We start from the raw sequence: 19,112 nt of genomic DNA, 5'->3' as shown, positions 1-19,112 counted from the left end.
TTGCGTACTCTACCCGGCTCACGTCGGATGTCCGGCGACTGCCCGGCCACGAAGAACAGTGGCACTCACGACGGCCGCGGCAGCGGTGACGGCTGCGCCCACCCAGGCTGCCGACGTGTAGGCCCCCTCCGAGGGAAAGATGGACCCTGCACTGGTCCCCGTGCCCAACACGAGCCCACCGATCGCACTACCGAACGCGAATCCGACACTGCGCACCACCTGGGTGATACTCATTGCACTCGAGGTCTCCTCAGAAGGTACGACGGAGAGAACGACGGCCGGCAGCGCAGCCGAGAAGCTACCGACGCCGAAGCCCAGAACAGCCATCGCCGCACACAGTTCCAGGACGCTGGTGCGGGTTCCAGCGAACAGGGCGAGGGCTCCCACAACGACGAGCGCGCTGAACGTCAGAGCGTGGGCAGACCCCACCCGACGTAATGCGCGGGGAACCAGCTTGCCCGCAAGAAACCCGAACACCGAGAACGGAACCAGGACCAGTCCGGCGGCGAAGGCGTCGAGCCCGAAGCCGTATCCGGCGCCGGCAGGCGTCTGCGCGAACCGCGTCACGATGGTGAGCAGGAGATACATGCCGATGCCGCCCAGAAACATCGCTCCATTCGCACCGACCACAGCTCGATGGCGGAGCAACCGGAGATCGACGAGCGGTGCCGAGCTCTCGAGTTCGACGCGGACCCACATGCCCGCACTGACGACCGCGACTGTGGCCAGTGTCCCCACCGCCCATGGGTGGCTCGTCCACAGCGCAGTCTCACTGACAAGAATCAGCACCAGGGAGAGGGCGACCGCGAGCAGCAGTGCACCTGGAACGTCGATTCCAGTCGAGCGCTTCTGCGGCGAGGGTGGAATCACCTTCAGAGCAACCACCAGCGCCATGACCGTCAGTGCAGCACCGAATCCGTAGGCGGCGCGAATCCCACCGTGGTCGGTCAGAAACCCGGACATCGGGTAGCCCACACCGACACCCGCGGTCGATGCAACCGACAGCAGCGCGATGGTGGAACCAGACCGACTGCTGGACAAATGATCTCGTGCAACACCCATCAGCATCGAGGTCAGTGCCAGCCCCACTCCCTGGGCCGCGCGGCCGAGGAGCAACCAAGCGAAGGACAGCGGCAGTGCAGTCAGAACTCCGCCGACCGACACGACGGCGAGCGTGACGAGGATGGCCGCACGTCGATACGGACCGGAACCCAGCCGACCGAGCAGCGGCGTGGTCACGGCGCCTGTCAACAAGGCCAGCGTCAACGTCCACTGTGCACTCGACAGCGAGACATCGAATGTGGTTGCGACACTGGTGATCAGCGGGGCACCGAGGCTACCGACAGCAGCGACGACCACTCCGACGAACACCAGCGCGGGTACCAACAGGCGCTCTCCGCGGCCGTCGGCGTCCGCGGTCATCGGTTCGTATCGCTGGTGATGTGGTCGAACAATCCGGCGTGGATGCGAGTGCCCACTCCGTTCGCCCAGGGTTGGTCGACCTCATGAATCTGCATGGCCGCGCCACTGTTGAGCAGCATGCCGAACGCCAGAAATGCCTTGACGGTCACTGCGTCGAGACCGGTGACCTCTACGACGGTGTTCCACATCCGGCCGAATGCCTCTCGAACGGCGTCCCTCACCTCGGAGTCGCCACACGCGGCGATCCCCTGCAGCTGAAGCAGGAGTGAGGTTCGATCCTCGAGCATGGAGTAATAGCGCTCCCCCATCGCGGCCAACGCCTGTTGCCCGGTGTCCGTTCCGGCAGCTTCGCGCATTCCGTCCGCCAACCGATCGAAGGACGCGACGACCAGTTCTGAGAACAGTGCCTTCTTGGTTCCGAATATTCGAAAGATGTAGGCCTGGGTGATACCTGCTTCGCGGGCGATCCTGTCGGTCGAACCGCCGTGCAGTCCGGACGAAGCGAATTCGTCTGCCGCTATCCGCAGTATTTGCTGCCGTCGGTGCGGGCCTGTCATCCGTCCTCGCTGCGCCATGCCTTCAAGTTACTGGTTACTAACTACTGACTTCAATGGTTTTCTCGAGCGCATCACTACAGTTCTGTCCATGAGTGAATGGGTCGTGTTGCTGCGCGGCATCAACGTCGGCGGTATCAACATCAAGATGGTCGATCTCCGTGCTGCTTTGGCCTCGGCCGGCTTCACGAATGTCCGCACGATTCTGGCGACCGGCAATGTACTGCTGCAGTCGCCGCTGAGCGCTGCCGCTTTGAAGGCACAAGTCGAGAGCACGCTCGCCGAGGTGTTCGGCTACCAAGCCTGGGTTGTCGTACTCGACGTCCCAGCGCTGGGGGCGATGGTGGAGTCATACCCGTTCGACGCCGAACGGGAAGGCTGGCATCCTTATGTGGTGTTCGGTAGCGACGATACCCATTTGACCGAATTGTCCGCTCTTGCAGGAAAACTCGACCCCGAGCTCGAGAGGATTGCCGAGGGGAACAGCGTGCTCTACTGGGAGGTGCGCAAGGGCAACACCACCGACAGCACGTTCGGGAAAGCCACGGCGAAGGCGAAGTACAAGGCCACGACCACCACACGGAACGTTCGCACTCTCGTGAAAATTCTCGCGTGACCGTTCTCGCTGCGGCACTGGTCGCCGCCGTTCTCGTCTTCGCCATCGTTCGCCCGCGCGGTCTCCCCGAAATCGTCGCCGCACTTCCAGCGGCAGCAGTTGTTCTTCTCGTCGGGCTCGTCAGCCTCGACGCCGCTCGGGAGCAGGTACTCGAACTCGCTCCCACCGTCGTTTTTCTGGCGTTCATCCTGATCCTGGCGCATCTGTCGGATGCCCTCGGCGTGTTCACCTGGATCGCCGCGAAGCTACGACGCGGATCCAAGGGCAGCCCCCGCAGACTGCTCACCCTCGTGTTCGCAGCTGCTGCGGCAACCACAGCCGTACTGAGCCTCGACGCGACCGTGGTTCTACTGACACCGGCCATCATCGGTGCCGCTCGCATCCTGGGGATGTCGCCGCGTCCGCACAGTTATGCCACTGCGCACCTGTCCAATTCGGCGTCGACTCTGCTGCCGGTGTCCAATCTGACCAACCTGCTGGCCTTCGCTGCGACCGGACTGACCTTCCTGCATTTCACGGCCCTGATGGCACTGCCGTGGATCTTCGCGGTCGCCATCGAACTGGCGGTGTTCCTGATCTTCTTCCGCAAGGATCTGACCGGCACCGCGACACCGACGGACACCCCGACCGCGCAGAGCACCGACGACGTGCCCGCACCTCGCAGTACGCTCCTCATCCTCGGTGCGACACTCGTCGGCTTCGCCGTGGCGGGACTGTTCGACATCGAACCGTTCTGGGTGGCTGCGGTGGGGTCCATTGCGCTCGCGATCCCGGCTTTTCGAGCTCGGCACACCACACCTCGCGCCATTCTGCGCGGTGCCGATCTGCCGTTCTGTGGCTTCGTCTTTCTGCTCGGCATCGTCGTCCTCGGCGTGACGACGGGCCCGATCGGCGACTGGCTGGCGCGAATTCTGCCGTCCGACACCACCTTCGTGTCCCTGCTGGCCGCGGCTGCCATTGCGGCGGTGGCGTCGAACATCGTCAACAACCTGCCCGCGACCCTGCTGCTACTGGCCGCGTTCGGTGCCGACGCTCCCCCAGCGTTGTTGTTGGCCATGGTGATCGGGGTGAACCTCGGCCCCAACCTCACCTACGTCGGGTCGCTGGCGATCATGCTGTGGCGACGCGTCGCATCGGCCAACGACGAGCCGGCAGACCTGCGCACCTTCACCGTTCTCGGCGTCATCACCACTCCACTGACCATCATCGGCGCAGTGGCGGGCCTGTGGCTCGCGTTGCAGATCTAAGCCTCGTCGTGCCATCCGGCCATCCCCGGGAGCACAGGTCGTCCGAGCACACCGCGCTCGGGCGGGTCGGCAACTCGGATGACATCGACGACGCAATTTCGGCCTCGGTATCCCACGAGTTCCGCTGGGCAACGGGTGAGCGCATCGAGGTGCCCCGTGGTGTGCTGATGTGACCGAACCGGCCCCCAACGAGCCGGGGCACCGTGCCTACATCTTCAGTTGTCGACCGGCCGAGGATTCTCGACTGTTGCCAACGGTGCCCGCACGCTCCTCGTCACAAGACAATCTCGAGCCGTGGCAGTTCTCGCCCGGGGATCGACCCACTCACAGCAGTACCGATGCGGACGGCACCGAAGTGGAGATAGAACGATTCGGCTCCGGGATCCGCGTCGAGCGTCAGACGCTCGAATCCCTGCGCACGAGCCTCACTGATCGTGTGCTCGAGCAATTTTCGACCACAGCCGGTTCCGATGGAACTCGCATCCACGAAGAGTGCCGTCAGTTCACCGGCGGGGGCTTCACCCCCGAGCAAGCTGAAACCGACGACGGAGCTTTCAGGCTCGGACGAGCCGACGACGGCCACCCACATCCGACCCGATCCGCACACCGCCGAGTCGTACGTCAACTCCACACGACATGCCTGCAGGAAGTCCTCGGAGTATCCCCAGTAGGCCTTCGACCGAAGTGCGAGTGCCGAGATCGTCTCGTTTTCGTCGGACCTCGCCAACCGGATTTCGATATCTCCCACACCTCGACCATAGAGCGGATGTCCGCAACGCCGGAAGCACTACCGCGGTGACGACCGTGATGGCGAGCCGCGGCACTGTGTGTTCTCGGTACACGATTCACCAGCGAAGCAGACCCTGCTTGTTTCCTACGGTGCCGGTAGGTCCGTCGTCGGCAATCGTGGCGAGTCGGACTATTTCGTCGGTGCCCTGCGTGACGTCGTGTGCACCCTTGCCTGCGTTGAGATCGGTGCGGGTGTAGCCGGGGTCGGCGGCATTGACTCGCATCATCGGGAGAGCGCGCGCGTACTTCACCGTCAGCATGTTGAGGGCGGTCTTGGACGACGCGTAGATCGGCGGCACCACCTGCCAGTCGAAGTAGTCGTGCTCGATGGTGTCCTGAATGGATCCGACACCCGAGGAGATGTTGACGATTCGTGGATGGTTCGAGACCTTCAGCAGTGGCACGAATGCGTTGGTCACTCGAATGACGCCGAACACGTTGGTGTCGAAGACGTCTCGGGCGTCATCCGCCGATCCTTGTTCGAGCGGAACGAACGCGCCGGTGATTCCTGCGTTGTTGATCAGGACGTCGAGGCGTCCATGGTCCGCACGCACCTGGCGCGCAGCAGCGTCGACGCTGCCCTGATCGGTCACGTCCAGTTGGACGAAAGTGACGCCGAGGTCGGCGGCAGCAGCGCGACCCAGCTCACGGTTACGGGCACCGATGACCACGGTGTGGTCGGCACGCTGTAAGCGCCGTGCCGTCTCGTGGCCGATTCCCTTGTTGCCGCCGGTGATCATCGTGATTGTGCTCATGACGTCGACGCTAAGGCGCGGCGGCCCGATCGAGAAGATGCCGATTGTCGGTAGGTCTGCCGGTACCACCCACGTCCTCATCGAGAAGACGCCCGTGGCCGAGGTGGCACAGTGGTGAGATGACCGTAGAGCAGCAGGGACGCCGGCCGGCGGGTTTCTCGTCGGTGCTCCGTGGCTGGCGTGACCGCAGCGCACCCGTCCCCTCCGACTCGGCCGTCAGGCCTCGGAGGTCTTCGGGCTTACGCCGCGAGGAACTCGCCACACTCGCCGGAATCTCGGTGGACTACCTGGTCCAGCTGGAGCAGGGTCGCGCGTCGAATCCGGCGGCGGCGGTGGTCGCTGCTCTCGTTCGGGCATTGAGCCTCGACCTCGCCGATGCCGGAGTGTTGTATCGAGCTGCCGGACTCGCGGCACCGTCGTCGGCCGTCGATCGATCGGTACCGGATAGCGTCGACCGGCTGCTGGCCCGAGCCGACGAGTGGCCTACGGCCGTGTACGCGGCCGATTGGTGGCTGCTGAGATGGAACGCGGCATGGTCCGCTCTGATGGGCAATCCGATGGACCTGTCCGGACATTCACGCAACCAGGTCTGGTTCGAGATGACCGAGGACACGTCGACCATGTGGGTCGACCCCGGGCAACGGGAACAGTATCGAGACGCGCTGGTCGGCGACCTCCGCGTGGCACAAATGTCGCATCCCGACGACGCCGAGCTCGACAACCTCGTCCATGACCTTCGAGCGCGCAGCGACGAATTCTCCGATCGTTGGCACCACGCTCGGCCTACCGCCTACCGGGGAGCACGCAAGAACATCGACCATCCCCTGGTGGGGTCGATGGTCCTCGATGGGGACGTGTTCCAGCCGGCAGGCTCCGACGTGCGGGTGATCGTCTACACCGCAGCACCCGGCTCACGAGATGAGTCCAGACTGTTGTCACTGTTGTCGCCCGGATCCCGTGCACGGAACCGAGCCTCGGTTCAGGCCGGCGAAGCCAGGTGCGAGGTGTCGTTCACCAATCTCACCGAGGCCCCGCCGTCGGGGTAGAACTCGGCAACACTCAGCGACGCGAGATCGAGGTGCAGTCGATACAGCAGCGACGGGCCGACGTCGAGAGCAAGTTGCAGCAGCATCTTGATCGGGGTGACATGGGTGACCACCAGAAGGGTCTTTCCGGCGTACTCGGTGAGCAGCTGGTCGCGGGTCGCTTCGATGCGGACACGTACGGCGTCGAAACTCTCCCCGTTCGGTGGTGCCACGGAGGTGTCGCCGCGCCACGCCTTGTGGACCTCAGGGTGACGTTCCATGGCCTCGGTGAACGTCAGTCCTTCCCAGTCGCCGAAGTCGGTCTCGATGAGACCGTCGACAGTGGTGACGGGCAATCCCAGGCGGTCGGCTGTCGCTGAGGCCGTCTGCTGGGCGCGCGCGAGCGGCGAGGCCACGATGGCGTCGATGTCTGTCCGTGAACCGAGAACCGTTGCGGCAGAATCTGCTTGGCGTTGCCCCAGTTCCGTCAAGTCAGGGTTGCCGCGGCCGGAGTATCGCCGATCGACCGACATGGGGGTCTGCCCGTGCCGCAACAGCAGCAGGCGCGTGGGCTCCCCCATCGCACCGGTCCACCCGGGCGACTCGGGCTTCTTCGCGGCCGGCTCGGCATCGGGCAGTTCCGACAGGTCCACACCCTCGGCCGCGGCGTCCATCGCCTCGTTGGCCAGCGCATCGGCGTGCGAGTTCTGCGCGCGCGGAATCCACTCGTAGGTGACGGAATCGAAGCTGCGAGCCAGTTCGGCCGCTTTCCGCTGAAGCGGAATCATGTCCGGGTGCTTCACTTTCCAGCGCCCGGACATCTGCTCGACGACGAGCTTGGAGTCCATGCGGACGGCAACCTCACGGGCCCCGACGTCACGTGCGGCGCTAAGTGCGGCGATCAGGCCGTTGTACTCGGCGACGTTGTTGGTGGCCACCCCCAACGACGCCCGACGCTCGGCGAGCACCTGCGAGCGATCGGCGCTGAACACCACTGCGCCGTATCCAGCCGGCCCGGGGTTCCCCCGCGATCCTCCGTCGGCCTCGGCGACAACCCGCGACATCTGGCTCAAATTCCGGATTCCTTGGTGCGCACCAGGATTGCGTTGCATTCCGAGCAACGAATCAGAGCGTCTGCCGGCTTGTTGGCAATGCTCGCGATCTCGTTGCGGTCGAGCTCGATCCGGCAAGCACCGCAGCGGCGAGCCTGCAGCAACGCCGCACCGCGGCCGGTGAGAGCTCGCTGCTTCTCGTAAACAGCAAGCAGATCCGCGGGCAACCCCGAAGCCAGGGACTCGCGGCGCTCGGCGCTGCGCTTCTCGGCGGTGTCGAGGTCTGCAACGGCGTCGTCGCGGCGACGGCCGGCGTCGACGAGTTCGTCCTCGATCTGCGTCAGCTGCGCACCGGCGTGCTCGTAGTCCCGCTCGCTGGCCTCACGCTGCTCCATGACCTCGAGCAATTCCTCCTCGAGGATGCCCTGGCGACGTTCGAGGCTGCCGAGCTCGTGCTGCAACTCCGTCATCTGCTTCGGTGCGATGGTGCCACTCTCGAGCATCTTCTTGTCGCGAGCCTCGCGTTGACGAACCGCGTCGACCTCGCCCTCGAGTTTGCGAATGTCCCGATCGAGGTCGTCCATCGAGATCTGCACCGTCACGGCCGCGTCCTTGCGGGTGATGCGCTCGGTCTCGAGCTTGTCCACCTCCTGCTGCTCGGGGAGGCTTTTGCGGCGGTGGGCGATCTGCGAGAGTTCGGTATCCACACCGGCCAATTCGAGCAGCGAGGCCTGGACTTTGGGATCGACGTTCACGCTTGATGACTCCTGCGACTATGGAAGTTGGTAAGAGATCACCCTACCGGCTGCTCGAAACCGAGAAAGCCGGATCGACTCCGACCGCCTGTCGCCAGGGGTTCACAAGTCACGATGGTCACCGATCACAGCGTCCAGGGGTCGGTGCGCACATCGGTGACACTGCTTCTCCACCCGTCCGTGTCACCGAACGCGGCGTCGACGATGGTGCGCGCCTGTTCACACCACGGGAACTCCGACGCCCAGTGCGCGGTGTCGATCACCGCGGGCCCACCCGCACGCAGATGTTCGTCGACAGGGTGGTGCCGCAGATCCGAGGTGACGTACACGTCGGCGTCGGTTCGCGCGACTGCAGACAGGAACGAATCGCCTGCTCCCCCGCACATCGCGACCACCGAGACCGTGGCGTCGGGGTCACCGGCGGCTCGCACGCCCCAGCTGGTAGCCGGCAACGCGTCCCGAACGACGTCGGTGAACTCGGCGAGTGTCATCGGACTCGGCAGTTTTCCGATGCGCCCCAGTCCTGTACACGACGGCAGAGCCGCGGACTCGAAGACGTCGAACGCGGGCTCCTCGTAGGGGTGGGCGTGACGTAAAGCCGAAAGCACCAGCGCGCGTTGCGCTTTGGGTGCTACAACCTCGATGCGATCCTCGGTCTCCGTGTGCACCTCACCGAGAATGCCGACTGTCGGGTGCGCATTCGGGCCGGGACGGAATTGGCCGAGACCGGTCGCCTGCCAGCTGGCTTCGCTGTAGTCGCCGATCTGTCCGGCTCCGGCGTCGAACAGGGCCTGCCGTACCGCGGCCGAGTCGGAGGTCGGTACGAAGACCACCCACTTGTCGTGTGCAGGAGCAGGAATGGGGTCGAGGGGCCTGGTGTCGATCACGCCGAGGGCGGTGGCGAGTGCGTCGGAGACGCCGGGATCGGCGGAGTCGGCATTGGTGTGGGCGGTGAACAGTGCGCAGTCGGCCTTGATCAAACGGTGGATCACCGACCCCTTCGCGGTGTCGGCCGCCACGGTGTCGACGCCCTTGAGCAGGAGGGGGTGGTGCGCCACGATCAGATCGGCACCCCAGGCGATGGCCTCGTCGACCACCGCCTCGGTGACGTCGACGGTGTACAGAACCTGCTGCACAACAGCTTTCGGGTCTCCACACACCAGACCCACCGAGTCCCAGCTCTCGGCCAGCCGTGGTGGGTAGGCATTGTCGAGAACCTGGATGACGTCCGCCAGTGTCACTGCCATATTCGTTGCTCTCCTCACAGAACGGTGCTCAACGCATTCACCAGTATGTCGACCTGCTGCGAGTCCCGTACCGCCACGCGTAGAAAGTGGCGATCCAGCCCTGGGAAGGTGTCGCCGCGCCGAACCGCAATACCCATCGTGCGCAGGCGTTCTCGAACCAGATCGGCACCCTCGAAGCGCACCAGCAGAAACGGCGCTCGGGCCGGGCCGGTGACGTCCAAACCGAGAGCGCCCAGTCGGCCGATCATCGCAGATCGTTCGCGATCGATTCGTTCGGATTCGGCACGTGCCTGATCGATGGCGAACGGTTCTGTGCAGGCGCGGATCGCTTCGATTTGCAGACTCCCCAGCGGCCAGTGCGCGCGGCCGCGCTGCATCCTCGTGAGAACGTCAGGGTGCCCCAGCGCATATCCGCACCGCAACCCCGCCAACGCCCACGTCTTCGTCAGGCTGCGCAGGACCACCACGTCATCCGAGCGCTGCGACGAAACCGATTCTCCGGCACCGAGCACTGCGTCGGCGAAGGCCTCGTCGACCACCACCGTTCGGCCGGGCCGACGCAGGCTCAGGACCGCTTCGCATGGATGCAGAACCGACGTCGGATTGGTGGGGTTGCCGATGATCACCATGTCGGCTGCATCGGGCACGAGCATCGGATCGAGCTCGAAAGGCGGCGGCAAGACAACCCGATGCACCGGTACACCCGCCTGTTCCAGCACCCAATCGGGCTCGGTGAAGGACGGATGAATCGTTGCCGCGAGGGAGGGCTCCAAGCGCGGCAGCATCGAGAAGCCCTCGGCCCCGCCGCTGAGCAGCAGCACCTCGTCCGGGGAGCGGCCGTGGTGTGCGGCCACTTGCTCTCGTGCGGCGTACTCGGCCGCAGCGCTCGGGTACGAACCCAGCGAACTCAGTGCCGTGGCCAGCCGGTCCCGAAGCCATGCCGGCGGGCCGTCGCCGCGCACGTTGACGGCGAAGTCTACGAATCCGGACTCGACCTCCACATCACCATGGTGACGAAGGAGCTCATCCGGCCTGTGACGGAGGAGCGCGTCGGGTTCGGCAGTTGTATCGGACATCGCGACGAGCGTAGCCGCAGGCTTTCCCGAGCAGGCCGCACCGATAGGCTTCGAACATGTCTGCCGTTACCCCCGCGTCCGTTGTCCTGTTCGATCTCGATGGGACGTTGACCGATTCCGCACCGGGAATTCATGCCGGTTTTCGCCATGCGTTGGCCTCCGTGGACGCCCCCGAGCCGACCGAAGAGCAGCTGTCACTGGTTGTCGGGCCGCCGTTGATCGACACCTTGCGCGGGCTGGGTCTGGACGAGGACGCCGCACAGCGCGCGTTGGCGGCGTACTTCGAGCGGTACGACGAGCGGGGCTGGGCCGAGAACACCGCGTTCGACGGCATCGAGACGGTGCTGACTCGATTGCAGGACCGAGGAGTGCGCCTCGGTGTGGCGACGTCGAAGTCGGAGCGCTTCGCCGTTCGCATTCTCGACCACTTCGGTTTGTCTCGATACTTCGAGTTCATCGGAGGTGCCAGCAACGACGGCACCCGACGAGCGAAGTCCGATGTCATCGCGCACTCGTTGTCCAATCTCGGCATCGATCCGGTGGAACACGCGGACGGTGGCACCGACGGGGTGATCATGATCGGTGATCGTGACCACGACGTGCACGGTGCAGCACGATTCGGCATTCCCACGGTGTACGTGGAGTGGGGCTACGGCATCGACGGCGAAAGCGACGACGCTGCGTTCACCGCATCGAACATGGACGAGTTGGCTGCGGTGCTCGAGCAGAACACGGTGGCAGGGCAGTGAACGAGCCACTGCATGTGACATTCGTGTGCACCGGCAACATCTGCCGATCGCCGATGGCAGAAAAGGTCTTCGCCGCGCATCTGCGCGATGCCGGTCTCGCCGATGAAGTGCGGGTGTCGAGTGCGGGCACCGGCGGCTGGCATGTGGGCGACGGTGCCGATCCCCGCACCGTCGCCGAGCTCGTTGCCCATGGCTACGACGGTGAGCACGAGGCCGCGCAGGTCGGACCGGACCATCTGGAGGCAGACCTGATCGTCGCGCTCGACACCGGCCACGCGAAGGCGCTGCTGCAGCTCGGCGCGCCGGCCGATCGAGTGGCCCTGCTGCGATCGTTCGATCCCGACGCCGACGACTCGTCGGTCGCCGACCCGTACTACTCGTCCGACTCCGCGTTCACCGAGGTGCGCGAGCAGATCGAAAGTGCGGTTCCCGGGCTGTTGAACTGGGCACGGTCTCAGCTCCCCGGCTGACCCGGCTACCGTGGTGGGGTGGAGAAGTTAGGGTTCTTGCTGCGTCCGAAGTGGTTGGTGCTGGCCGCCGTCGCGCTGGCGTTCGCATTTCTGTGCTTCAGCGTGCTCGCTCCGTGGCAGCTCGGCAAAAACACCTCGACCTCTGCACGCAACGACCTGATCACCCGGTCGGTCGATGCTGATCCGGTACCCATCTCGGACATCCTCACCGCCAACGGCTTCCCGGCCGACGACGAATGGCGCCGCGTCATCGCGACGGGTTCCTACGATGTCGATTCCGAGGCGCTGGTGCGGCTGCGCAGCATTCGTGAACAGCCCGCGTACGAGGTCATCACCCCGTTCGAGATCGACGGTGGGCCCACCGTGCTGGTCAACCGCGGGTACGTGCTGCCGGTGGAGGGCACACGACCACCCGACTTCGCGCCCGCACCTACGGGACAGGTAACGCTCAATGCCCGTGTGCGCCAAGCCGAGGGCACGTCGCGGGAACCGATCGAGGAAGACGGTCACCTGCAGGTCTACAACATCAACCCGGAACAGATCGGCACAGCGGTCGGCGTCGATGCGATCGACGGGTACCTCCAGCTCGACGACGATCAACCGGGCGGACTGGGCCTGATCGAATTGCCTCAGACCGATGCAGGGCCCTACCTCTCCTACGGTCTGCAGTGGCTGGCGTTCGGCATCATGGCACCGCTGGGTCTGGCGTACTTCGTTCGCGCCGAGATCAGGGAGCGTCGCATGTCTCGTGCCGAGATGGCCGACGCGATGTCCGGCGAACCGGATCCCGCTCCCGACAACGAGCCCGTACCCGACGAAGAAGAAGAATTCAGTCTTCCCACCCGACGCGAGAAGCGCGCCAGAGCGCGCGCTGCGTCACGTCCGACGGTGCCGTCGGATCCTCGCCTGGCCGATCGCTACGGCAAGAATCGCTGACGCGATCACCGATAGTTCTTGCACCCGGGTCGACAGCGTGACCGCACGGCGAAGGTCGCGCGCTGTGGGCGAGGCCCCGTCCCCCAGGGTCGGGCGGTTCTCGACGCCGTGTCGATACTGCGTTCTGCCTCCGAGTTGCAGTCCCAGCGCCCCTGCAGCCGAGGCCTCGGCAACACCGGCATTGGGGCTGGGATGCTTCGACGCGTCGCGACGCCACATCTTTGCTGCCTCGACGGGCGAGCCGTGTACCAGAGGTGCTGCCAGTACCGTCGCCAGTCCGGTGGCCCGGGCGGGCACCAAATTCAGGACGTCGTCGATTCGCGCTGCGGCCCAACCGAAGCGCAGATACTTCTCGGACCGATAGCCGACCATGGCGTCGAGCGTGTTGCTCGCGCGGTAGGCCAGAATACCGGGCACGCCGGCACACGCGCCCCACACCAGGACACCCACGGCGGCATCGGATGTGTTCTCTGCGATGGATTCGAGAGCGGCGCGCGCCAACCCGTCGGAGTCGAGTGATTCCGGATCGCGCCCGCACAGCGACGGCAACAGTGCGCGCGCACCCGCCAGGTCATCGCTGTCGAGACAATCGGCCATCTGCCCACCCACCCTGGACAGCGACGTTCCACCCAGCGCTGCCCAGGTGGCGGCCGCGACCAGAACCGTCTCGACAGGTGCACCCATGCGGGCGGCGGCGCGGCTCGAGGCGATACCGATAGCGGCCGCCGAACCGATCAGCGTCGACGCATGTATGACTCCGACGGTTCTGCTGTCACGGTAGAGAACTCGTTCCACGTGCAGTGCCGTAGTGCCGAACCCTGCGACCGGATGCCAGCGCTTCGGGTCTGCGAACACGCGATCGAGACCGTAGCCGATCAGTAAGCCGATCGCTCGGGGGTGTGTCCACATCCCACGAATCTTGCCAACTGCCCATCCGGTGCAGAGAACCGGTGTGTCAGGCCCAGCGCTGGCGGTATGCGCTCGCGAGTTGACGGTTGCGGAAGTCGATGTCGCTTCCGTCGTTGAGCAGGGCGATTGCCATTCCTACGAAGCCGACGGCTGCCATTACGAACATTGTCATGATTCCCCCAGAATCTCGAGTGGATCCGCAGTGCGGACTTGGCTGTACCCGATTGTTACCCGCCAGTAGGCCAATTCCTACTCGTTTGAGGTGGCCGTCACGTGTGTCGGTCGTCACGAGACGCCCGTCTCATCGAAACGTCCAAAATCGAACGGCCACCGGCTATCTCGCGCTGTGCAGTTCTCCCGTAGTTACTGCGGCACAGGAAAGAGATGCTGCTCGTCGGTCACGACCGAGCGCAGAAATTCGTCGACGGCCTTCACCCGCGCCAAACCGGTCAGCTCTCGCGGCACCACCGTCCAATACGTCCGCTCGACCGAGACGACGCCGGGCAGCACCGACGTGAGCGCCACGTCCGGCTCGCCGATGTAGCTGGGCAACGGCGCAATTCCCACACCGGATCTCGCCGCGATCCACTGCCCGGTGATGTTGTTGGTCTGAATCTGCGCGCGACCCTCGGGCAGGATCGAGTCCAGGATTCGCAGGGGCGCAACATCGAGCAGCGCATCGACGTACGAAATCAGCGTGTGGCCCCGGAGGTCGTCGACGGTGTGGATCGGCGACGTCGCCGCAAGATACTCCTCGGCGGCATAGAGCTCGAGCGAGTACGTCGCCAACCTGCGCGTGACGACAAATCTCGGCGACGGCCGTTCCAGCGTGATTGCGATGTCGAATTCCCTTGTCGCCAAGGAGTTGTGCTCAGTGGCGGTGACCAATTCGATATCGAGATCAGGGTGCTTGTCTCGCAGTACGCCGAGTTTCGGTGTCAGGACGAAGGCTCCGAAGCCGTCCGGAGCCGCGATGCGGACGGTGCCACGCAGCGATCCGGTGTCGGACGTCTGATCCTCGAACGCCGCGATGAGCGTCGACTCCACGGTTTCGGCGTATCCGACGAGCCGCCGCCCCGCCTCGGTCAATCGCCAACCCGACGGGGTTCGGTCGAAAAGCCGCTGTCCGGCCGACTTTTCGAGTGCCGTGATACGACGGCCGACGGTGGTGTGGTCCACGCCGAGAGTGCGAGACGCGTCGGTCAGGCGTCCCGTCCTCGACACTTCGAGAAAGTAGCGGAGGTGGTCTGGGTTGAACACTCGTCCAGCTTATCCCTCTGTGCATTTGTGCACGGCAATCTGCGACTTTGGCCTTTGACATGTGCATCGATACCAGTGAGACTCGAGACACACCGATGGAAAGGATCGAACGTTGACCGACGTCATTGCGCACTGGATCGATGGCAAGACCTACTCCGGCAAGTCCGACCGGACTTCCCCCGTCACCAACCCCGCGACCGGCGAGGTCACCGGCACACTCGCCCTGGCCGACACCGGCGACGCTCGGGCGGTCATCGACGCCGCCGCCGCCGCATTCCCGGCGTGGCGCGACACCTCTCTGGCCAAGCGAACCTCCATCCTGTTCTCGTTCCGAGAGCTGCTGAACGCCAAGAAGAACGAGCTCGCCGAGATCATCACGGCCGAGCACGGAAAGGTTCTCTCCGATGCCCTCGGTGAGATCTCGCGTGGCCAGGAAGTCGTCGAATTCGCCTGCGGCATGGCACATCTGCTCAAGGGCGGATACACCGAGAACGCGTCGACGGGGGTCGACGTCTACTCGATCCGTCAGCCGCTCGGACCCGTCGGCATCATCTCGCCCTTCAACTTCCCCGCCATGGTCCCCATGTGGTTCTTCCCCATCGCCATCGCGGCCGGTAACACCGTGGTCCTCAAGCCCTCCGAGAAGGATCCGAGTGCCAGCATCTGGTTGGCGAAGCTGTGGGCCGAGGCGGGACTGCCCGACGGCGTGTTCAACGTGCTGCAGGGCGACAAGGTGGCCGTCGACGAGCTGCTCGAGAACAAGAAGATCAAGTCGATCTCTTTCGTCGGTTCGACCCCCATCGCCCAGTACGTGTACTCCACCGGCACCTCCAACGGAAAGCGCGTCCAGGCCCTCGGCGGTGCCAAGAACCACGCCGTCGTCCTCCCCGACGCCGATCTCGACCTCGCCGCCGACGCCATGGTCAACGCCGGCTTCGGCTCCGCAGGCGAACGCTGCATGGCCATCTCCGCACTCGTCGCCGTCGGCAACATCGCCGACGAACTCGTGGCCAAGATCGCCGAACGCACCACACCGCTGGTCACCGGCGACGGCACCCGCGGGGCAGACATGGGACCGCTCGTCACCAAGGCCCACCGAGACAAGGTCGCCTCCTACGTCGATGCAGGCGAAGCCGCCGGAGCCACCCTCGTCGTCGACGGCCGCGGTGTGAAGGCCGATGGTGGAGAGAACGGATTCTGGCTCGGCCCCACGCTCATCGACCACGTCACCCCCGAGATGAGCGTCTACACCGACGAGATCTTCGGACCGGTTCTCTCGGTCGTTCGTGTCGACACCTACGCCGACGCGCTCGAGCTGATCAACGACAATCCCTACGGCAACGGCACCGCCATCTTCACCAACGACGGCGGCGCAGCACGACGCTTCCAGAACGAGGTGGAGGTCGGCATGGTCGGCATCAACGTGCCGATCCCGGTTCCTATGGCGTATTACAGCTTCGGTGGTTGGAAGAACTCCCTCTTCGGCGACAGCCACGCACACGGCACCGAAGGAGTGCACTTCTTCACCCGAGGAAAGGCCGTCACCAGCCGCTGGCTCGACCCCAGCCACGGCGGCATCAATCTCGGTTTCCCTGAAAATAGCTGAGCCCTGAAAACAGCTGAGCGGAAGGAGCACACCATGGTTGCCAATATTTCGTTTCCTCGGTTTCTCAAGCTGGGCGGCGGTGCAGTCGAAGAGCTGGGTACGGTCCTGAGCGATCTCGCCGTATCGCGGCCCCTGCTCGTCACCGATGCGTTCATGGCGGGCAACGGATCGGCGGATCGCTTGATGCAGATCATGACCGAGGCCGGGAAGACGCCGGCACTGTTCTCGGGCACCGTCCCGGATCCGACCACCGACTCGTTGGTCGCCGGCCTCGAGGCGGTGCGGCAGCATTCGGCCGACTCGATCATCGGGTTCGGTGGTGGCAGTCCCATGGACACAGCCAAGGCGCTGGCCATTCTCGCGGTGCAGGGCGGGACGATGCGGGACTTCAAAGCCCCCGTACTCTCGACCGGCCCGGCCCTGCCGATCATCGCCATTCCCACCACAGCCGGAAGTGGTTCGGAGGCAACCCAGTTCACCATCATCACCGATGTCGCCTCGGACGAGAAGATGTTGTGCCCAGGCCTGTCCTTTCTGCCGATCGCATCGATCATCGACTTCGAGCTGACGATGTCGATGCCGGCACGCCTGACCGCCGATACCGGCGTCGACGCACTGACGCATGCCATCGAGGCATACGTCAGCAAGAAGGCCAACCCCATCTCCGACGGTTTGGCGCTCAGCGCGATTCGCACGATCGGCACGTCGTTGCTGCGGGCGTATCGAGACGGTGACGACAGACAAGCGCGGGAATCGATGATGCACGCCTCGACCCAAGCGGGCATGGCGTTCTCCAACGCAAGCGTCTGTCTGGTGCACGGTATGAGCCGGCCGATCGGTGCCCATTTTCATGTGGCACACGGGCTGTCGAACGCAATGCTGTTGCCCGCCGTCACGGCGTTCTCGATCACGGGGGCACCGGCTCGCTACGCCGACTGTGCTCGCGCGCTCGGTGCGGCGTCGGAAGGCGATTCGGATCAGGTCGCCGGGGGCAAGTTGCAGGATGCGATCGTCACCCTGTGCCGTGAGGTCGAGGTTCCCACACCGGAAACGTTCGGGATCGACAAGTCGAAGTGGGACGACCTGTTGCCACTGATGGCCGAGCAGGCTCTCGCCTCCGGCAGCCCAGGTAACAATCCGGTCGTCCCGACGGCGGAGCAGATCGTCGATCTGTACCGCCAGGTGTACGCCGGGATCTAGGCCGAGTCACCGGGCACGCGGGCGGCCACAGTGTCGCGCCGCGTGTTTCGGCGTTGAACGAGGACTCCACCGATCACCGTCACTGCTGCAAGCACGGCCGACAGCAGGATCGAAGAACGCTGCTCCGGCCGCACCACCATCATGACCAGGACGAAGACGATGAACCCGATGGCCAAGTAGGTGAGCCACGGGTACAGCCACATTCGAACGGCAGGGCGTTCTCCGTCGCGGTCGAGTTGACGTCGCAGCACCAATTGACTGCTGGCGATGGCGAGGTAGACGAACAGTGCGACGGCACCGGTGGTTGCCAGCAGATAGGTGAAGAGCTTCTCGGGCAGGATGTAGTTACCGACAACGGCGAGGAACCCGAGCACCATCGATGCAATCACTGCGATCCACGGCACTCCGTTGGACGTGATCTTCTTGACCGCCCGAGGTGCATCCCCTCGATCACCGAGCGAATACAACATGCGCGACGCGGTGTAGAGCGCCGAATTCAGGCAGGACGCGACGGCGGTCAGGATGACGATGTCCATGATGGTCTCTGCATGGGGAATTCCCATCTTGGAAAGTACGTACTGGTACGAGCCCGTTGCTGGATCCAGTTCGTTCCACGGCACCAACGCGACGATGATGAAGATGGACCCGAAGTAGAAGATCGAGATACGCCAGATCACCGAGTTCGTCGCGCGGGTGATTCCCTTCGCCGGGTCCTTGGATTCTGCCGCGGCAATGGTGACGATCTCCGATCCCATGAACGAGAACATCGTGGTGAGCATTGCGGCTATCACCGCGCCGAAGCCGAGCGGCATGAAGCCGCCCGAAGCCCAGAGTTGGTCCACGCCACTGACTTCGGAGTTCGGCAGCCATCCCAGGATGGCTGCGATGCCGAGGCCGATGAAGGCGATGATGGCCACCACCTTCACCAGCGCGAACCAGAACTCGAATTCACCGTAGTTGCCGACGCTGATCAGATTGGTCGCGGTGAGGGCAACGACGATGATCAGTGCCCACATCCATTGCGCGCCGCCCAACCAGTTGGTCAGGATGGCGGCTGCGGCGGTCGCCTCGACGGGGATCACCAGTACCCAGAACCACCAGTACAGCCAGCCGACGGAGAAGCCGGCCCAATGCCCCAGTGCGCGTGTGGCATACGTGGAGAACGATCCTGTGTCGGGGTTGGCGGTGGCCATTTCCCCGAGCATGCGCATCACCAGGATCACCAGGAGTCCGGCGAAGAAGTAGGCCAACAGCACCGCAGGTCCTGCGGTTGCGATGGCGTTGGCGGAGCCGACGAACAATCCGGCGCCGATCACTCCGGCTATCGAGATCATCGTTACGTGCCGCGGTTTGAGACTGGTGCCGAGTCCGTGCTCTCCGGTATCTGGCTTATCGGTAATTGCCATCCAGATAGTCCAACACAAGGTCCGGCATACCGCAGCGG

Annotated in this window: 20 protein-coding genes; 8 read left to right on the top strand and 12 right to left on the bottom strand. The window is 64.5% G+C overall.

Features of this window, described 5'->3' with window-relative positions:
• Positions 1–18: 18 nt before the first annotated feature.
• Both CH294_RS19960 and CH294_RS19955 read right to left on the bottom strand, forming a co-directional pair.
• Complete coding sequence (locus tag CH294_RS19960; RefSeq protein WP_094738897.1) at positions 19–1,422, bottom strand: MFS transporter; 1,404 nt, start codon at positions 1,420–1,422, stop codon at positions 19–21.
• Complete coding sequence (locus tag CH294_RS19955; protein ID WP_094738983.1) at positions 1,419–1,979, bottom strand: TetR/AcrR family transcriptional regulator; 561 nt, start codon at positions 1,977–1,979, stop codon at positions 1,419–1,421. Before CH294_RS19955 ends, CH294_RS19960 begins: the two co-directional genes overlap by 4 nt.
• Before the next feature lie 88 nt (positions 1,980–2,067).
• Between CH294_RS19955 and CH294_RS19950 the strand changes: the two genes are divergently transcribed.
• Positions 2,068–2,592, top strand: a complete 525-nt coding sequence (locus CH294_RS19950; protein WP_094738896.1) for a DUF1697 domain-containing protein — start codon at positions 2,068–2,070, stop codon at positions 2,590–2,592.
• Entirely contained in the window at positions 2,589–3,839 is a 1,251-nt protein-coding gene (locus CH294_RS19945) for an SLC13 family permease (RefSeq protein WP_094738895.1), read from the top strand. Before CH294_RS19950 ends, CH294_RS19945 begins: the two co-directional genes overlap by 4 nt.
• A 274-nt stretch (positions 3,840–4,113) precedes the next feature.
• Here CH294_RS19945 and CH294_RS19940 read toward each other — a convergent pair whose 3' ends face one another.
• Together CH294_RS19940 and CH294_RS19935 are read right to left on the bottom strand one after the other, a co-directional pair.
• The gene (locus CH294_RS19940; RefSeq protein WP_212709819.1) at positions 4,114–4,587 is read right to left on the bottom strand and encodes a GNAT family N-acetyltransferase; all 474 of its coding nucleotides are present in this window, start codon (positions 4,585–4,587) and stop codon (positions 4,114–4,116) included.
• 97 nt (positions 4,588–4,684) lie between these two features.
• The gene (locus CH294_RS19935) at positions 4,685–5,383 is read right to left on the bottom strand and encodes an SDR family NAD(P)-dependent oxidoreductase (RefSeq protein WP_249305397.1); all 699 of its coding nucleotides are present in this window, start codon (positions 5,381–5,383) and stop codon (positions 4,685–4,687) included.
• A 119-nt stretch (positions 5,384–5,502) separates the two neighbouring features.
• On the opposite strand from CH294_RS19935, the gene CH294_RS19930 reads away from it, so the two are divergent.
• A complete protein-coding gene (locus CH294_RS19930; protein WP_094738893.1) occupies positions 5,503–6,429 on the top strand; it encodes a helix-turn-helix domain-containing protein in 927 nt (308 codons plus the stop codon).
• On the opposite strand, the gene CH294_RS19925 is transcribed toward CH294_RS19930, so the two are convergent.
• The 4 genes from CH294_RS19925 to cobC form a co-directional block, all read right to left on the bottom strand.
• A complete protein-coding gene (locus tag CH294_RS19925) occupies positions 6,363–7,472 on the bottom strand; it encodes a bifunctional RNase H/acid phosphatase (RefSeq protein ID WP_094738892.1) in 1,110 nt (369 codons plus the stop codon). The two genes, CH294_RS19930 and CH294_RS19925, sit on opposite strands and share 67 nt — an antisense overlap.
• Positions 7,473–7,477: 5 nt before the next feature.
• Positions 7,478–8,215, bottom strand: a complete 738-nt coding sequence (locus CH294_RS19920) for a C4-type zinc ribbon domain-containing protein (RefSeq protein ID WP_032403901.1) — start codon at positions 8,213–8,215, stop codon at positions 7,478–7,480.
• A 125-nt stretch (positions 8,216–8,340) separates the two neighbouring features.
• Positions 8,341–9,462 (bottom strand): Nif3-like dinuclear metal center hexameric protein, encoded by a 1,122-nt coding sequence (locus CH294_RS19915; RefSeq protein ID WP_094738891.1) that lies wholly within the window; start codon positions 9,460–9,462, stop codon positions 8,341–8,343.
• 14 nt (positions 9,463–9,476) lie between these two features.
• Positions 9,477–10,538, bottom strand: a complete 1,062-nt coding sequence (cobC, locus tag CH294_RS19910) for an Rv2231c family pyridoxal phosphate-dependent protein CobC (RefSeq protein WP_094738890.1) — start codon at positions 10,536–10,538, stop codon at positions 9,477–9,479.
• 56 nt (positions 10,539–10,594) lie between these two features.
• Here cobC and CH294_RS19905 point away from each other — a divergent pair, with 56 nt between their 5' ends.
• From CH294_RS19905 to CH294_RS19895, 3 genes are read left to right on the top strand one after another with little or no spacing between them, the layout of a single operon-like run.
• Positions 10,595–11,287: an HAD-IA family hydrolase gene (locus CH294_RS19905; protein ID WP_032403898.1), complete on the top strand. Its 693-nt coding sequence runs from the start codon at positions 10,595–10,597 to the stop codon at positions 11,285–11,287.
• A complete protein-coding gene (locus CH294_RS19900) occupies positions 11,284–11,757 on the top strand; it encodes a low molecular weight protein-tyrosine-phosphatase (RefSeq protein WP_170944794.1) in 474 nt (157 codons plus the stop codon). Before CH294_RS19905 ends, CH294_RS19900 begins: the two co-directional genes overlap by 4 nt.
• An 18-nt stretch (positions 11,758–11,775) precedes the next feature.
• A complete protein-coding gene (locus CH294_RS19895) occupies positions 11,776–12,693 on the top strand; it encodes an SURF1 family protein (protein ID WP_094738889.1) in 918 nt (305 codons plus the stop codon).
• Here CH294_RS19895 and CH294_RS19890 read toward each other — a convergent pair.
• From CH294_RS19890 to CH294_RS19885, 3 genes are all read right to left on the bottom strand, one after another.
• A complete protein-coding gene (locus CH294_RS19890; RefSeq protein ID WP_094738888.1) occupies positions 12,634–13,602 on the bottom strand; it encodes a cobalamin biosynthesis protein in 969 nt (322 codons plus the stop codon). The two genes, CH294_RS19895 and CH294_RS19890, sit on opposite strands and share 60 nt — an antisense overlap.
• 46 nt (positions 13,603–13,648) lie before the next feature.
• Entirely contained in the window at positions 13,649–13,774 is a 126-nt protein-coding gene (locus tag CH294_RS28020) for a hypothetical protein (RefSeq protein ID WP_254925408.1), read from the bottom strand.
• 191 nt (positions 13,775–13,965) lie between these two features.
• Positions 13,966–14,862, bottom strand: coding sequence for a LysR family transcriptional regulator (locus tag CH294_RS19885; protein ID WP_032403895.1), 897 nt, complete (start codon positions 14,860–14,862; stop codon positions 13,966–13,968).
• A gap of 112 nt (positions 14,863–14,974) precedes the next feature.
• Here CH294_RS19885 and CH294_RS19880 point away from each other — a divergent pair, with 112 nt between their 5' ends.
• Both CH294_RS19880 and CH294_RS19875 read left to right on the top strand, forming a co-directional pair.
• Entirely contained in the window at positions 14,975–16,468 is a 1,494-nt protein-coding gene (locus CH294_RS19880) for a CoA-acylating methylmalonate-semialdehyde dehydrogenase (protein WP_094738887.1), read from the top strand.
• Positions 16,469–16,501: 33 nt separating this feature from the next.
• Positions 16,502–17,668: an iron-containing alcohol dehydrogenase gene (locus CH294_RS19875; protein WP_032403893.1), complete on the top strand. Its 1,167-nt coding sequence runs from the start codon at positions 16,502–16,504 to the stop codon at positions 17,666–17,668.
• Here the strand turns inward: CH294_RS19875 and CH294_RS19870 are convergent.
• A complete protein-coding gene (locus CH294_RS19870) occupies positions 17,665–19,074 on the bottom strand; it encodes an amino acid permease (RefSeq protein ID WP_032379118.1) in 1,410 nt (469 codons plus the stop codon). The two genes, CH294_RS19875 and CH294_RS19870, sit on opposite strands and share 4 nt — an antisense overlap.
• Positions 19,075–19,112 lie beyond the last annotated feature (38 nt).

It is taken from the genome of Rhodococcus sp. 14-2483-1-1, assembly GCF_002259335.1.
GTDB lineage: Bacteria > Actinomycetota > Actinomycetes > Mycobacteriales > Mycobacteriaceae > Rhodococcoides.
This window is presented reverse-complemented; position numbering and strand designations above follow the sequence as displayed.

Bases quoted from the DNA above. Each gene is read 5' to 3' on its own strand.
- CH294_RS19960 (WP_094738897.1), bottom strand. From the start codon at position 1,422: ATGACCGCGGACGCCGACGGCCGCGGAGAGCGCCTGTTGGTACCCGCG.
- CH294_RS19905 (WP_032403898.1), top strand. From the start codon at position 10,595: ATGTCTGCCGTTACCCCCGCGTCCGTTGTCCTGTTCGATCTCGATGGG.
- CH294_RS19935 (WP_249305397.1), bottom strand. From the start codon at position 5,383: ATGAGCACAATCACGATGATCACCGGCGGCAACAAGGGAATCGGCCAC.
- CH294_RS28020 (WP_254925408.1), bottom strand. From the start codon at position 13,774: ATGACAATGTTCGTAATGGCAGCCGTCGGCTTCGTAGGAATGGCAATC.
- CH294_RS19875 (WP_032403893.1), top strand. From the start codon at position 16,502: ATGGTTGCCAATATTTCGTTTCCTCGGTTTCTCAAGCTGGGCGGCGGT.
- CH294_RS19950 (WP_094738896.1), top strand. From the start codon at position 2,068: ATGAGTGAATGGGTCGTGTTGCTGCGCGGCATCAACGTCGGCGGTATC.
- CH294_RS19930 (WP_094738893.1), top strand. From the start codon at position 5,503: ATGACCGTAGAGCAGCAGGGACGCCGGCCGGCGGGTTTCTCGTCGGTG.
- CH294_RS19870 (WP_032379118.1), bottom strand. From the start codon at position 19,074: ATGGCAATTACCGATAAGCCAGATACCGGAGAGCACGGACTCGGCACC.
- CH294_RS19915 (WP_094738891.1), bottom strand. From the start codon at position 9,462: ATGGCAGTGACACTGGCGGACGTCATCCAGGTTCTCGACAATGCCTAC.
- CH294_RS19925 (WP_094738892.1), bottom strand. From the start codon at position 7,472: ATGTCGCGGGTTGTCGCCGAGGCCGACGGAGGATCGCGGGGGAACCCC.
- CH294_RS19955 (WP_094738983.1), bottom strand. From the start codon at position 1,979: ATGACAGGCCCGCACCGACGGCAGCAAATACTGCGGATAGCGGCAGAC.
- CH294_RS19890 (WP_094738888.1), bottom strand. From the start codon at position 13,602: ATGTGGACACACCCCCGAGCGATCGGCTTACTGATCGGCTACGGTCTC.
- cobC (WP_094738890.1), bottom strand. From the start codon at position 10,538: ATGTCCGATACAACTGCCGAACCCGACGCGCTCCTCCGTCACAGGCCG.